The organism is Polaromonas sp. CG_23.6 (genome assembly GCF_029892315.1).
Taxonomy (GTDB): domain Bacteria; phylum Pseudomonadota; class Gammaproteobacteria; order Burkholderiales; family Burkholderiaceae_C; genus Polaromonas.
Genome location: NZ_JARXUY010000001.1, coordinates 2,043,239 through 2,057,118, shown reverse-complemented (window position 1 = coordinate 2,057,118; position 13,880 = coordinate 2,043,239). Strand labels below are relative to the sequence as shown.

Here is a 13,880-nt window from a genome sequence, read left to right as displayed (position 1 = left end):
TGAACCAGAATTGATCAGCAAGACAGGAGTCAGGGGCGCATCGTTTTTATTCGCCATGAACGTCCACTGCGCTCAATGCCACCCGGCTGTTTAAAAGCAGGTCACGCGACAACTCCAGAGGCTTGACAACGTATGGCGCAAACTTGTCCTCCCTTTCTGTGGGCGAAGCTGTGGATAACAATGTTCACAAGCCTCGAAAGCCGCGCTGCCATTGGCCTGCAGAGTGGTGCCCGAAAATTGACCAGTCCAAACTGATGATCTACCTGAATGTTAGTAAAAACTACATGTAGCGCTTTCCAGCAGGGCATTAGCAGCTATCAATTTTGACAATATTGGTGCTGTTTGCACTTGGGGCATGCTGGCTGGGTCCTGAGCCGGGATCGGGTTGGACGCACCGGCATGGAAATCACGCAGCAGATGCATTTGACATGATGCTGTTCAGGTATCGCTTTACCGGCGCCACAAGACACCAGCGGTGGAAAAAGCCTTATTCAGGCATCGGGCAGGCGGTAAGCCGATACCTCTTCGTCGGTTTCGCGCGCGGTGCGCGGCTGGTCGCTGTGCGACACCCGGTAGCCATCGGCCACATAGCCGGGGCCCTTCATCACCATCACGATGATGCAGCCAATGCCGACGGTCAGGACCATGGACCAGTGGAAAATGATCACACCGCCGACCACGTAATCCATCATTTGAATCCAGCGCGCCTCAGCGGCATCAGGAACCGGTTCGTCCATCAGGTGCACCGCCACAAGGCACACCAAAGGCAGCGCCGTGCCCGCCAGGGCAATCAGCGGCAGCCTGCGCCACAGCCGCCATTCTAGACCACTGGCGGCGCGGTTGTGATGCGGAATTTTTTTAAACCAGTTCATGACTGCACCTGAAATTCTTGATCAAGGCTGCGAGGTTAAGCCTTTGTCCTTTTTATGGTGTGTTCAGCAAAAAAAACCAGCCATGCCCGCCAGTACGCACAGACGCTTGGTATCGAACACCTCAGCGCACAACCGTGACCGCAAAAACTTGCCTTATCAACCGTATGAATTACCCCCAATTACTGTGGACCACCCTGTGCATAACATTGTTCAAAAACCCCGGAAGCCGCGCCAGCACTGGCTTGCCGGGCGGTGCCTTTCAAAGCACCAGGGCTATTACCGCATGAAGGACAAAAATGCCTTGTTTGCCAATGAAAACCTGTTTTTCAAGTCCCTCGCAAACAGTCCCGCTGTTGGGTGTTTTGGCCCGTCGCTGGCTGCAAATTGGCCATGCATTCTGTGCGCCACGCTGTGGATAACAATGTTCACAACTTGAAAAATCCGCACCGGCGCTGGCTTTACGGATGTGGCGTGGCAATTCACCGGTGCGCGGCCGATGTTTGCAGATGCTTTGCTGCACACTTTTCGCCACAACTATATTTTTTTAAAAATGAATGACACAACTGTAGGATTTTCCCTCGAATCGTTGTCAGGAGGAACGAACAGTTTCAGCTTAAGGTTTTTGAGAACAGCCATGAAAAAAGGCGCAGAAAGCGCCTTTTTTGTCATTTTCCGGGTACTGTCCGGGGGGTTTCCCGGCCGGGCTATTGCACTCGGCGTTCGATCGTGATGTTTTCAACCTCTACCCGCCGGTTAGGCTCCAGGCACCTGATCAATGCAGGACGCTGCCTTTCGGTGCAAGCCATGACCGGATCGGCTTCGCCCTTGCCCTGGGCCTTCAGCCGCGCAGCGCCAACACCTTTGCTGGCCAAGTAGGTCTTGACGGCCTCAGCGCGACGCTCGGACAGCTTCTGGTTGTAGGCACTGGAGCCAATGCGGTCGGTGTAGCCGGTGATGACGACGTCGTTGACCTCGGCATGGCGCCCCAGCGCACTGGCGATTTCGTCAAGCCGCATCTGCGGCATGCGCAGCTCGGCACTGTCAAAAGCAAACAGTTCGGTGGCCGACAAGGTGTACTTTTCAAATTGCGCCACGGGTGGCGGCGGCGGTGGCGGAGGTGTTACGGCCACAACTTGCCGGACCGGCTCGGCGGCGGCCATGCGTGGCGCGGGTGCCTGGCTCTTTGCGCCAAAGCGGTAGATCAGGCCGACTGAAACCAGGTCAATGTGGCCCCGGTTGCCAATCGCATCGTTGATGCGATAACGCTCGGCCTCGGCACGCACGGCAAGCGACTCGCTCAAGGCATATTGAAGCCCGAAGCCAAGCTTGTAGTTGGTGTCGTTCTTGCGCGGGTTGGAATTGGCCACCTGGACGGCGCCCGTGCCGCTGAAGGAATCTCGCGCCTGCGCGTAATTCAGCCCAGCCCGGCCAAACACTGAAAACTTTTCGCTCAGGGGAACGGTGCCAACCAGGTCAAGGTTCAGGCCACGCAGCTTGATGCGGCTATCAAGCGTTCCGGCCGGCACAGTGGTGGCGGTGTAGCCGAAATTCCCAAGGTCGAAATAGCCGCCTTCAATCGCAAAGTTCCGGTTAAGCTGGTAGCCGCCAAAAATCTTGTAACCAGTGGAGCGGTCGGCATCGACAAGGGTGCTGGCGCTGAAGCCGCTGCCCAACAGGCCTCGGTTGATCCGCTCGTCGTCGATGGTGGCAGCCGAGCGGCCCACGTTGGCCCCGCCGTACCAGCCCGCATCCTGGCCTTGCGCCATCACGCCCGGGCAGGCAAGTGTCGCCAGCGCGGCCAGGCCGAGCACACTTGTGACTTTAATTAACTTCATGTTTTTCTCCAGACAGGATTTGAATCATTGGTCTTTGCGCTTGACCGCTATGCCAGGCACGCCTTGAGGAGTGAAGCCGGCGAAACCATCGCCTTGCCGGTCTTCAGCACCTCCAACCGGTCAAGGCAGGTTGATATGTGTATTCACCATGGTCACGCCGGAGATCAGGCTCAATGCACGGCCATCAAGCACCGTGAGCTTGGCATTTCCGGCAGTGGAGAAGGTCACGGCTTGCTGGGCAATGATGGTGCCCTTCATGAAGCCGCCGCCGGCCCCATTGATGGTGGCCGAGGTGCCGACCTGCCAGAACACATTTTTTGCCTGAGCGCCGTTGGCCAGAATGACGCTGCGCGCGCCTGTGGGCCCGGCAATGCCGACCGTCAGCGAACTGCCCATCTGGAAGATGAACACTGCATTCGGGTCGCCCTGTGCGTCAAGCGTCAGGTCGCCCTGCGTCAGCTGGTAGGACGTGGCCGAAGTGTAGGTGCCGGGAGCCAGCGTCAGCAGGCCAAGTTCGCCGGCACCGGCATAAGCGCCGGGTGGAACTGCGACGAGCTGGTTATAGGCATTTTGTGCGGCGTTCAGGGCTGCGTCGGCAATTGCTTTGGTCGTGGCATTGCCGGGAGCCGGTGGATAAGTGTAGATGCTGCCATTCACGGCACCATCGTTCAACGGCGTCACGGTGTAGACATTGCCGTTGGTGTCGTGCAGGCCTGTCACACCAGTCGATACTGCGGTGGTGCCGATGTCGCCGTTGATGACCGTGTCAATGCCTTGGTTGGTTATGCCTGCGGTACCGCCATAACTGGCAAAGGTGCTGGCCGCGCCCAGAACGATGGCAGACGGAACGGGCGGCTGGGTGCAATTGACGGCGGTAAACGTCCACTGGTAATTTGCAGCCATCGGATTGGCCGGATTGGCCAGGTCCTTGACACCATTTACACCGCCCTTGACCACAGCGGTGTACGTCACGCCGGCAGTCAGCAGCGCCACAGGCTTCAGTGTGGCCGTGCGGCCGGTGGCGTCGTCCAGCACCACGGATGCTGAAGCCACGGGAGTCAGCGCAGGGCCGGTCAGGTTGAAGCTAGCAGTATTGACGGTGGCCGGATCCATTTCAAAACCTGAGGGCACACTGAAAGTTGCGTTGACACTGGCATTCGTGCACACGTTGGCCGCGTTGGAGCCAGGCCGGGTGGAAAGAACCGAGACATTTCCGGGCGCTGTCGGCGCTGTTGCGGTGAAGGTCCAGACATGGTTGCTGGCCGCTGGCAGTGCGGCCTGGTTACCGCCCAACTGGTTGCGCGCCAAGTCGGTCGCGGCACTTGTGACGGTGGCGGTGTAGGTGGTGCCCACAGTGAGCACGGCAGACGGCTTGAAAAACGCGGTTTTTCTGGCTCCCGAATAGCTCACCGTTCCTGAAGGCGATACGCAAGGTGCGGCGCACGTCAGGGTGAAACTGGCGGCGTTCAGGCTGCCCGGCGCCATGGCTTCGGTAAACGCGGCGCTGATGGCCGTATTGGCCGGCACGCCGGTCAACGGACCCGGTTTAGTCGTGGCGGGAACTGTCAGGGAAACGCGGGGCCGCGTCGTGTCGGCAGTAACGCCTGTGGTGAAGCGCCATACATAAGGGGTCGTCATGCGCAGGCCGCTGGCCAGGCTTTTTGCGTCGCTGATCATGGCCGTGTAACGCGTGGACGATGCCAGAGTGGCGGTAGGCGCGAGTTCAAGGGTAGCTTGTTGCTGGCTCGCGTCAAACGTCACGATACCTGCGGGAGCGACGCAGGGCGCTGCGCAGCTCAGGGTGAAAGCGCCAGTGCCTGACAGTGACACCGGCTCGCTGAAGGTGGCAGTGATCAGGGTTTGGTTGATCGCGACACTCGTGGAATCATTCGAAGGATTCACGTCGGTGACTGCAGGAGCTACAGCGGCGGGCACCGGCGAGACGACCGTTGCGCCCGAACCCAGGATGGGGTCGCGTCCACTGTCACCACCGCCGCATCCGGCCACCAAGGCACTCAGCAGCAGTGCCGACAGCCACGTGCGGTGGCTGTACTGGCTTGTGGGTTGTTTCATTTCTTGTTCCTGTTGGTGAGGGACGCGCAGGACAGTTACGAAAATTCGCTACTTTTACGCGTTCTGGGCGCGATTATGTAAGCGATCCGACTGTAAAAGTAAACGTTAAAAAATGTTAGCGCCATGTCCTACAAATGACCTAACAATCAAATTTGCAAGAAAAAACAATTTGATAACTCCATCATTCGCCATGGCGTGGCCGTTGCTGAATGAGAAACGCATGGAGCCGGTTGAAGGCATCGACGCACTCCAGCACATCACTGGAAAATCTGATGACAGAAGATGTTTGCTGCGCCACGCTGCCCGTAGCCAGCACAGGGGGGCGCATTGTCCAAGACGTTCAGTCGCTGCATAAAACAGAAGATCCCAGTCTTGAGTCGCAATGCGTGACTAACTGACTGGGGCCATGCCCGGTGTTGGCAATCAGGAGGCGGCCAGATTCAGTGGAATGGCAGATCAAATGGTTCATGGTGTTTTGTTTGACAGTTGTAGCAGCGGCGACCCGTGCCCTGTCACCTCAAGAAATCAACAGGCGTCGAATCATTCGCATGTAAACGCTTGTAAGTGTTTAATGCAATTTTTTCTGTTCGCTAGCGCACCTAGCGCGACAGTTAATGTCCGACGGACGCCTTGGCAGCAGATCCCAGCAGTGCTTTGTAAGTCTGCTCACTGGTGGCATAGCAACTGCAAGCGGCGGCTTCCAGACCACGGCGGTCCAGCACGGTGATTTCTCCGCGGTGGTACTCGATCAGTCCGTCCCGCTGCAGCACACTGGCTGCTGCCGTGATGCCGACGCGGCGCATGCCCAACATGTAAGCCAGAAACTCATGCGTCAAGTGAAATTGGTCTGAATGGGCACGGTCCTGGCTCATCAGCAGCCAGCGCGCCAAGCGCTGACCGATGAGGTGAAACCGCAGGCAGGCGGCAGAACTTGCCTGCTGGACCATGAGGACATAAAGGTAGCGGTTCAGCCAGCGCCGCAGGGCGGTACTGCGCGCCAGTTCACGCTTGAAGGGTACGGTGGCAATGCGCCAGGCAGTGCCTTCACCCTGCACCAACGCATGCAGCGGAACGGTTGCCACGCCCAGCACGAGTTGCGCGCCCAGCATGCCTTCACATCCCACCAAGCCCACTTCCACGCCCGGGCTGCCATCTACCAGCGCGACCAGTGAAATGTAGCCTTGGGTAGGGAAATAAACATGTCGGGTTGGTTTCCCGGGTTCGCACAGCACTTCGGAAAGCACCAGTTCAACCGGTTCGCAAAGCGCCAAAAGGCGGTTCCTGTCGGCCACGGGGAGCAGTTCGATCAGGTGATTTTCCAAGGCATTCATGCGGGCTTTCGGAGTGTTGCAGACCCTTCCAGAGAAGGGGCAAGTTCAAAGCCGCGCAGCTGACAAATTCAGTTCGATTCGGAATGACAGAGTATGCACCACACCTACAAATTCTCACAAAAAAGCAGACTGTCAGATTGCTCAGTGACAGGAATCTCGTAGTTTTTCAGATCAGGTTGATAGCCTGACAGGTTCTCGCGAACATTTCACACCGGTTCCTTTTTAGGAAGCAACCGGTCGTATTCCTTCTTCACCACCGCATAACATTCGCATGTACGCTTTTCAAGCCCCGGCCTGTCCAGCACCAGAATGCGGCCGCGCGAATAGCTGATCAAGCCGGCTTTTTGAAGACTCATTGCACCTTCGGTCACGCCTTCGCGGCGAACACCCAGCATGTTGGCTATGAGTTCCTGCGTCATGACCAGCTCATTGCCTGGCAAGCGGTCCAGGCTCAGCAGTAACCAGCGGCAGAGTTGCTGGTCCAGCGAGTGATGGCGATTGCATACGGCGGTCTGGGCCATTTGGGTAATCAGCGCCTGGGTGTAGCGCAGCAGCAGGTGCAACACTGGCGTACGCTTGAATTCTTCCTTGATCGCCTGGGCCTTGAGCCTGAAGCCCTGACCAGCGCTTTGGACCACCGCACGGCTGGGGGTTGACTCGCCACCCATGAACAGCGAAATGCCGACGACGCCTTCATGGCCCACCACGGCGATTTCAGCCGAAGCGCCGTTTTCCATGACGTACAGCAGCGAAACAATGGAAGTGGTCGGGAAATACACATGGCTCAGCGTGCTGCCCGATTCGTAAAGCACTTGGCCCAGCGGCATCTCGACACACTCAAGCTGCGGCAAAAAACGCTGCCACTCGGCGTCCGGTAGAACAGCGAGTAACTGGTTTTTCTTGGGATCAGCAGAAACAGGCATCAGAACTTTCAGGGTAAATCGAGCTTGATTTACTACCTGAGTAGTGATCTCGCATGAGACTGATTATAAGTAAGCTAGTCAATTTGATATGTTCGCTAGCGAACATTTCCTGCTGTTGGAAATCTATTAATAAATCATGTTTGTCAGTCCGTACCAGCAGCTGCTCAAAGTATCAACCGAATAAGCTTGTGGCTCAGCGACGCAGCAAACGCCGACCAATCAGTGCGCCGGCAGCGGCGGCACCCGCCAACATCGCAATCGATGGTGCAGGCATGGCACGCGCCATGTTCACCGCGATGTCTGCGGTGCGCGGTGCCACCAGCTCGAGCCTTCGCTTCATCATTTTGGTGCCCAGTTCACCGAGCTGATCCTGCAGCAGCCGCTCGGCTTCGGGAAGAATCAGGGTTTCTTCGTCGGCCACATGGTGAATCACGTCACGCATCAACTCCATGAAGGTGTCGTCATATCGGGCATCTCCAGGCTCCATGTTGCGCAGCAAAGCTATCAGCCGCTTCATTTCTGCATGCTCGGGAAGCACTTTCTTGATGGCCTCGTTGTCGCTGACTTCACGAACTGCAGGATAGAAAATTTCTTCCTCCAGTTGTGCATGCACTTCCAGCGCCAGGCAGACGGTGTTGACCAGCCCCCGCTTGACCTGTGGTTTGCTGCTGATCCTGTATTGATGGAAGGTGGCCATCGTGTGGGTGTGGTCCAGCCGAATCATGTTGGTGGCATTGGGCATGAAGGCACTGGCGATTGAGTTCATGGGGCATCCTTATTGATCCGGCCCGATGAAGTATCAAGCGGCATAGCGAACACGCCGATCCTGGAAATAGGCGATAACTCGCTCAGGCGTGCGTTCGAGCAACGTCATGTGCTCATTGGCAGCATCGCGTAATTTGGCTTTGCTGCGCACCGGTACGCGCTTTCCCAACTCTTGCTTGAGGTCCGCGTTCAGGCGTTCCTCCGGGTTGAGTTGCGGGCTGTAGCTGGGTAAATAGAACAGTTCGATGTCCTCCTTATGTTCAGCCACCCACGCCTTGACGATTTTGCTGTGATGAACCCGCAAGTTGTCCAAAATCAAAAACACCTTTTTTTCCGCATCCTTGATCAGCGCTTGCAAGAATTCGATGAGCTTGTCCGCGTCAAACGCATCGTCAATGATCATCCAGCGGGTCTTTCCCTGGTTGGTCACCGTGGCAATCATCGAGAGCTTTTGCCGGGTGCCGCCGATGGTCCTGGCCACGGGCGTTTTCCCAGCGGGCGCAAAGCTTCTGCCGCGCACATCCGTGTTGACAAGCGCCGTCTCGTCACCCCAATGGATTTCAGCGCCCTCCTGACGGGCACGTTGCTCTATCGCCGGGTACTCCCCTTCGAGCCAGGCTTGCACCGCTTCAGGGTTTTGTTCGTAGGCGCGCTTGATAGGCTTTTGAGGAGTAAAACCCCAGCGGGCCAGGTATTTGCCAACGCTGCGCACCTGCAGCTTGACCCCGTACTCCTGCTCGATGAGTTGGCCCACGGCCGCCCGGCTCCACAGGAAGAAATCCATCTTGAGCTGCTCAGGGCGTTGGTCGATGATGCTGCGCTGAACGTTGCCTTCCTGGGCTTGGCTCAGGGTGCGCCCAAGACCCTGGCTGCGCCCTCGCAAGGCCGGTCGGATCGCCGGCCAGCCGCCCGCATCAAAGAGATCGATGCACCTGCGCACAGCCGGGTAGCTCAGACCCGTCATGGAGACAATTTGCATGATGCCTATTGCCCTTTTGTGCAGCCTCACGACTTGCTTACGCCGCTCGTGAAGCTGCTCCAGCGTCTGCTTTCTTGCATTTTCTTTTTCCATCTTTCTTCGATAGAGAAAATTCAATAAAGTTCATACTTCATTGGGCCGTATCAATAGTAGGTAATATTGAATCCATGCATTTAAGAATTGCAGACAGCAAAAGGTGCATCTGCCAGTGGCCGTTATGCTCCGCCGATGCCGACAATCACCTTGCCGCTGCCTTTGCATGACGGACAGGCCGCGTCGCCCAAGCGGCCTGAACCACCGCATGCGCGGCAGATTCCCTCGCCAGTCCCGGACATTCCTTCAGGCGCTTCGTCGCCCGGATTCACAGCGTCGGAAGGCAAGGAAACCGTGGCTCCGAACAGTTTGGGCGGCAAACTGCCAGATGTATCCAGCGAGGCACCCGGGTCTTCCTCACCTGCCACCGACTGGCTGTCGAGGTTGCCATTGGTTGCAGGGCCCGAAACTTGAGTCTTGCCGTCGGTGCTGGATGGTGGATGTTTTTCAGTCATGCGTATCCCCTGTTGCTGCTGCGATTTTCTCGAAAGCCATCAGGACAGGTATCAACTCCTGCCTGAACAACTACAAGATAGACGCTCTAGCGGGGCAATGCAGCCAACAAGCTTCGCGCTTTGGCGTAAGACAGTTCGTACAGCCTTGGCACCGTGTGGGACAAGCCGGCGAAATGCGCGCCAAGGCAAGACAGTCGGGCACCTTGTGTATTGCCGAATATCGCCATCAGCACCGCTAACCGCCTAACCGCCTAACCGCCTAACGCGAACCGAACTTGACGGGACGGGGAAGTTTTTTCTGCTTGATCAAACGGCTGGTTTCAATCTTGTCTTTTTTCACCTGACGCTCGGCATCCAGCAGTTGTCCCGCGGCTGTCCAGCGGGCAAACTCCTCGGGCGTTTCCAGCGTCACGCGGCCCAGCGTGGCGGCGCGAAATTCATAAATCACGATTTCGGCGGCTTTTTGCAGGTTGATGCGGCCCTTGGTCAAGACCGCGCCGCGCTTGCGGCCAATTTCTTCCAGCACCTGTTCGTCGGTAATACCGGGTTCCAGGTCGAGCCGGTAGCGCGATGCCAGCATGTCGGGGTAGTTGGGAATCAGGTAGTCGAGCAGTTCGAGCGCAACCTCTTCCTCTTCAAACGCATTGCGGCCAATCGCGCCGCTGGCGGCCAGGTTGTAGCCGCTCTTGGCAACGATGATGCGCGGCCACAGCATGCCCGGCGTGTCCCACAGGTAAAACCCATCGGCCAGCACCAGGCGCTGCTCGACTTTGGTGATGCCGGCCTCGTCGCCAGTCTTGGTGGCGCGCTTGCCGGTCAGCGTGTTGATCAGCGTCGATTTGCCGACGTTGGGAATGCCGCAGATCAGCACGCGCATCGGCTTGACCATGCTGCCCCGCGTTGGCGCCAGCGCATGGCACGCTTCAATCAGCGCCTTGGCCGGCGTGCTCATGCTGGCATCCAGGCCAATGGCGCGGGTGCCTGGCTGGCTGTTGTAGTGCGCCAGCCAGAGCGCGGTGCGCGCCGGGTCGGCCAGGTCCTGTTTGTTCAGCACCTTGAGCGCCGGCTTGGCGCCGGTCAGTTCGGCCAGCATCGGATTGGCGCTGGAGCCGGGCAGGCGGGCGTCGAGCAGCTCGATCACCACATCAATTTCCTTGATGCGCTCTGCAATAGCTTTTTTGGTCAGGTGCATGTGACCGGGAAACCACTGGATGGCCATCGGGATGTTTCTTTCTTGGGTTGCGGGTGCAGGCCAGGCTGCGTGATTGCAGCCAAGGCGGCGGCAGGCATTTCACTATCAGCCGCCTGGCACCGAATGCCGAATTGTCACCTGTTCAGACGCCGATCGGTGCGGCGGCCTGGCCAGGCCGGACGAATAGGGGAAAATCCACCTCATGCCTTTACCCAATGCCCCCACCCGCCGCCCGAACAACTCCAACACCCGCCAGGCTGACAAAAAGGCCAACAACGACCTGCTGATCAAGGGCGTGCTGTGCACGCTGATCGGGCTGGGCGTGCTGGTGTCACCCCACTACATCACCTCACCCGGCATGCAGGGCATCGTCGCCCAGGCTTCGCTGGTCGGCTGGTTTGCGCTGGTGCTGGGCTGGGCCTTCCTGGGGCTGTATGCCAAGCGGCGCCTGTCGGCGCAAAGCAAGCCCTGAACGCTTGCAGCCAAGCCATGACGTCGTTTGATGACCTGCTGCGCCTGCCTGCCAGCCCCGGGGACTGGCACAGGCTGTTCAGCGCACTGCAGCAGCGCGCCCATGATTCAGGTATACGCCTGCGCCCTGCGCCGGCTGAACCCACGAGTTGCTGCGGGCGCGGCTGCAACGGCTGTGTATGGGAGGGCTTTTACAGCGCAGCAGCCTATTGGCGGCAACAGGCCTTGCTTCAATTGCAAGGCGTGTAAACATCCCTCGGTTCAGCCGTGCACCGCCTCCGGCACCCGAACTTCCAGGTGCTCGGGCGACACATACTGCTGCCGGTAGTCCTCGAACAGCATGCTGTCGCCCGACTCAATCGCCTTTTGCGCCTCGACGGATTGACGGCTCATGTCAAGCGAGCGGGCCAGTTGCTCGTCGGTCAGCGGCAGGCTTTGCAGCGCGGTCTGGGTTTTCAGCGACTGGGCCTTGATGAACTGAACGAAGGAGTTGTCAAAATCCTTCGCCATGGCGGCCAGCACCCGGGCCGACGGCAGCGTGTCGGCATCTGCCAGGCCGATGCTGGCAGCGGCCAGCGCATCGCGGTATTGCGTGCCGCCATGCTCGGCATCGAGCGCCGCGGCAATCGGCGCGCACCCGGCCAGAATTTCCGCGCCCCATGCCACCAGCGCGACTTCGCCGCCGGACCGCTGGAGCTGCACGCCGGGTTCGCGGCCACGCGCTGCGGTCTGGTGCTGGTTGTATTTGATCTCGGCAATTTCGGCAGGCGTGTCGGACGGACTGTCGGACAGCAGGCAATGCAACAGAAATACGTCGATGAAACGCATGGTCTGCGCGTTGATGCCCACCGGCTCGAACGGGTCCAGGTCCATCAGGCGCACTTCGATGTACTCGACGCCACGTTCACGCAGCGCATGCAGCGGCCGCTCGCCAGGATGAATCACGCGCTTGGGACGAATCGTGCCGTAGAACTCGTTTTCAATCTGCAGCAGCGTGGTGTCCAGCTGGTTGTAGTCGCCGCCGGGGTTGCGGATACCGACGGCTTCGTAGGCCGGATAGGGCCGGGTCAGGGCGTCCTGCAGCGAAGCAGCGTAGCCCTCCAGGCTGTTGTAGCTGACCGCCAGTGAGGCCTGCGCATCGCTCTGGTAGCCGAGCCGGCCCATGCGCAGCGAAGTGCCATGCGGCATGTACATGGTCGTGTCGGTCAATTTGTGCAGCTCATGCTGGCGGCCGGCGACAAAGGTCGAACATACCGCAGGCGAGGCGCCGAACAGGTAAAGCAGCAAAAAGGCATGGCGGCGGAAATTGCGGATCAGCGAAAAGTACTGCTCGTTGCTGACACCGGGCAGCGACCAGTTGTAGTGAATGCCCGAAATGGTCTGCATGCGCCGGCCATAGCGGTGGCCCAGTCCCACGCGGTACACGCTCTTGGCGCGGCCGACGTTGGACGAGCCGAAGCGGGCAATCGGAATGGTTTCATCCGTCGGCAGGCCGCAGGGCATGCTCGACACCCAGAGCATTTCGTCGCCGTTTTCCTTCAGCGCCTGGTAGGTGAACTGGTGAAGCTGCGTGAGCTGGTCCAGCGCGGCTTCGGGGCTGGCGTGGGCGCTGGTGACCAGCTCGACCTGCGACTCGCTGAAATCGGTGGTGATGCTGGGATGCGTCAGTGCCGAGCCAAGGGCAGCCGGATGCGGCGTCAGCGCCAGCGCGCCACTGGGCCGGGCCCGCAGGCTTTCCTTTTCAATGCCCCGGCGTATGCCCTGGAGCTGCTGGGGAGTCAACGCCTTCAGGCGTGATTGCAAAATTGCGTCGGCATGGGCCTGCAATGGGGTCATACAGTGTTCTCTCGGATTCTTGGGATTGGCGTGGAAGTTATCACACACCGATGCTTTGCGCTGTCGCAGGTTGTTTGCCTGTACTGTCAGCAGGCGGGAGGGGTAAGTCGCCAGCAAAATGCTGAAAATCAAGCCAGCATGGGCCTGGAAAAACTTGCAGTTTGCATGCCGTTCAAAAGCAATGCCACGGCACAGGCACGGCCTGAAGGGACAAAAAAAGCATGTGCACCCGCCAGGATCGGCGGCAAGTGCTTTGTCCAGCCCTTCATCGTGCTATTTTTTCAATAGCTGACTGTGCACGTCCACCATGCGCAAACGGCTTATTTAATTGATAAATCCGGCTCAAGCCAGCACGCGCAGCAGCCACTGCTGCAGGTCGGCCACTTCCTGCGGGCAAACCGAATGTTCCATCGGGTATTCGTGCCATTCGACCGGGTAGCCCAGCGCGGTCAGCGCATCGTGCGTGGCCACGGCGCGTGGCAGTGCGACCACGCCGTCGCGCGAGCCATGGGCCAGGAAGATCGGCACGTCCTTGTTGGCGGCGCTGCCTTCAGCGGTGGTTTTTTCGGCCAGCGGCAAATAGCCTGACAGGCCAGCAATACCCGCCAGCCGTTCGGTGTGGCGCAAACCGACCATCAATGCCATGGCGCAACCTTGTGAAAAACCTGCGACGACGATGCGATGGGCCGGAATGCCGCGCGCTTTTTCATTGGCAATAATGGCTTCGATGGCGGCTTGGGTCTGGCGCATACCGGCTTCGTCCTGGCGGCTGACGAGGTCGGCGCCCAGAATGTCGTACCAGGCGGGCATGGTGTAGCCGCCATTGATGGTCACCGGCATGTGCGGTGCGCTGGGAAACAAAAAACGGACCGCCCCGATGCTGGACAAATCGAGTTGCTCGGCAATCGGCACGAAGTCGCGTCCGTCGGCACCCAGGCCGTGCAGGATAAGAATGGTGGCGACGGGGTCTTCGCCGCTCTGGGCTTCAATGATCTGAAGAGACATGCGTTGGCCAATAAAAAGGAGAAAGAAAAAAAATAAAAGTCCGGCAAAGC

16 protein-coding genes are annotated in these 13,880 nt (G+C 58.7%); 5 read left to right on the top strand and 11 right to left on the bottom strand.

Annotated elements, in window-relative coordinates; all coding sequences use genetic code 11:
- Positions 1 to 491 precede the first annotated feature (491 nt).
- Positions 492 to 872, bottom strand: a complete 381-nt coding sequence (locus H4V98_RS09755; RefSeq protein WP_196863803.1) for a hypothetical protein — start codon at positions 870 to 872, stop codon at positions 492 to 494.
- Here H4V98_RS09755 and H4V98_RS09750 point away from each other — a divergent pair.
- Together H4V98_RS09750 and H4V98_RS09745 are read left to right on the top strand one after the other, a co-directional pair.
- Positions 871 to 1,308: a hypothetical protein gene (locus tag H4V98_RS09750; protein WP_196863802.1), complete on the top strand. Its 438-nt coding sequence runs from the start codon at positions 871 to 873 to the stop codon at positions 1,306 to 1,308. The genes H4V98_RS09755 and H4V98_RS09750 overlap by 2 nt on opposite strands.
- A gap of 30 nt (positions 1,309 to 1,338) precedes the next feature.
- On the top strand, positions 1,339 to 1,602 hold the full coding sequence (locus H4V98_RS09745; protein ID WP_196863801.1) for a hypothetical protein: 264 nt from the start codon (positions 1,339 to 1,341) through the stop codon (positions 1,600 to 1,602).
- Here H4V98_RS09745 and H4V98_RS09740 read toward each other — a convergent pair.
- The 8 genes from H4V98_RS09740 to ylqF form a co-directional block, all read right to left on the bottom strand.
- Positions 1,577 to 2,707 carry an outer membrane beta-barrel protein gene (locus H4V98_RS09740; RefSeq protein ID WP_196863800.1) on the bottom strand — a complete coding sequence of 377 codons (1,131 nt, stop codon included), beginning with the start codon at positions 2,705 to 2,707 and terminating at the stop codon, positions 1,577 to 1,579. The two genes, H4V98_RS09745 and H4V98_RS09740, sit on opposite strands and share 26 nt — an antisense overlap.
- A 120-nt stretch (positions 2,708 to 2,827) precedes the next feature.
- Positions 2,828 to 4,780 (bottom strand): ice-binding family protein, encoded by a 1,953-nt coding sequence (locus H4V98_RS09735; protein WP_280757478.1) that lies wholly within the window; start codon positions 4,778 to 4,780, stop codon positions 2,828 to 2,830.
- Positions 4,781 to 5,391: 611 nt separating this feature from the next.
- Entirely contained in the window at positions 5,392 to 6,111 is a 720-nt protein-coding gene (locus tag H4V98_RS09730) for a Crp/Fnr family transcriptional regulator (RefSeq protein ID WP_196865136.1), read from the bottom strand.
- Positions 6,112 to 6,317: 206 nt separating this feature from the next.
- Positions 6,318 to 7,034, bottom strand: coding sequence for a Crp/Fnr family transcriptional regulator (locus H4V98_RS09725; protein WP_196865135.1), 717 nt, complete (start codon positions 7,032 to 7,034; stop codon positions 6,318 to 6,320).
- Between the two features lie 193 nt (positions 7,035 to 7,227).
- Positions 7,228 to 7,800 (bottom strand): hemerythrin domain-containing protein, encoded by a 573-nt coding sequence (locus tag H4V98_RS09720; protein WP_196862690.1) that lies wholly within the window; start codon positions 7,798 to 7,800, stop codon positions 7,228 to 7,230.
- Positions 7,801 to 7,833: 33 nt separating this feature from the next.
- Positions 7,834 to 8,871: an IS630 family transposase gene (locus H4V98_RS09715; RefSeq protein WP_036804692.1), complete on the bottom strand. Its 1,038-nt coding sequence runs from the start codon at positions 8,869 to 8,871 to the stop codon at positions 7,834 to 7,836.
- A gap of 122 nt (positions 8,872 to 8,993) precedes the next feature.
- Positions 8,994 to 9,326 (bottom strand): hypothetical protein, encoded by a 333-nt coding sequence (locus H4V98_RS09710; RefSeq protein WP_196862933.1) that lies wholly within the window; start codon positions 9,324 to 9,326, stop codon positions 8,994 to 8,996.
- A 259-nt stretch (positions 9,327 to 9,585) separates the two neighbouring features.
- Positions 9,586 to 10,545, bottom strand: a complete 960-nt coding sequence (gene ylqF, locus H4V98_RS09705) for a ribosome biogenesis GTPase YlqF (protein ID WP_196862691.1) — start codon at positions 10,543 to 10,545, stop codon at positions 9,586 to 9,588.
- A gap of 175 nt (positions 10,546 to 10,720) precedes the next feature.
- Between ylqF and H4V98_RS09700 the strand changes: the two genes are divergently transcribed.
- Together H4V98_RS09700 and H4V98_RS09695 are read left to right on the top strand one after the other, a co-directional pair.
- Positions 10,721 to 10,990: a hypothetical protein gene (locus H4V98_RS09700; protein WP_196862692.1), complete on the top strand. Its 270-nt coding sequence runs from the start codon at positions 10,721 to 10,723 to the stop codon at positions 10,988 to 10,990.
- Positions 10,991 to 11,007: 17 nt separating this feature from the next.
- Positions 11,008 to 11,238 (top strand): oxidoreductase-like domain-containing protein, encoded by a 231-nt coding sequence (locus H4V98_RS09695; protein ID WP_196862693.1) that lies wholly within the window; start codon positions 11,008 to 11,010, stop codon positions 11,236 to 11,238.
- A 12-nt stretch (positions 11,239 to 11,250) separates the two neighbouring features.
- On the opposite strand, the gene gshA is transcribed toward H4V98_RS09695, so the two are convergent.
- The gene (gene gshA / locus H4V98_RS09690) at positions 11,251 to 12,825 is read right to left on the bottom strand and encodes a glutamate--cysteine ligase (RefSeq protein WP_196862694.1); all 1,575 of its coding nucleotides are present in this window, start codon (positions 12,823 to 12,825) and stop codon (positions 11,251 to 11,253) included.
- On the opposite strand from gshA, the gene H4V98_RS09685 reads away from it, so the two are divergent.
- Complete coding sequence (locus tag H4V98_RS09685; protein ID WP_196862695.1) at positions 12,805 to 13,113, top strand: hypothetical protein; 309 nt, start codon at positions 12,805 to 12,807, stop codon at positions 13,111 to 13,113. The genes gshA and H4V98_RS09685 overlap by 21 nt on opposite strands.
- Before the next feature lie 54 nt (positions 13,114 to 13,167).
- Here H4V98_RS09685 and H4V98_RS09680 read toward each other — a convergent pair whose 3' ends face one another.
- Positions 13,168 to 13,830, bottom strand: coding sequence for an alpha/beta hydrolase (locus H4V98_RS09680; RefSeq protein ID WP_196862696.1), 663 nt, complete (start codon positions 13,828 to 13,830; stop codon positions 13,168 to 13,170).
- Positions 13,831 to 13,880 lie beyond the last annotated feature (50 nt).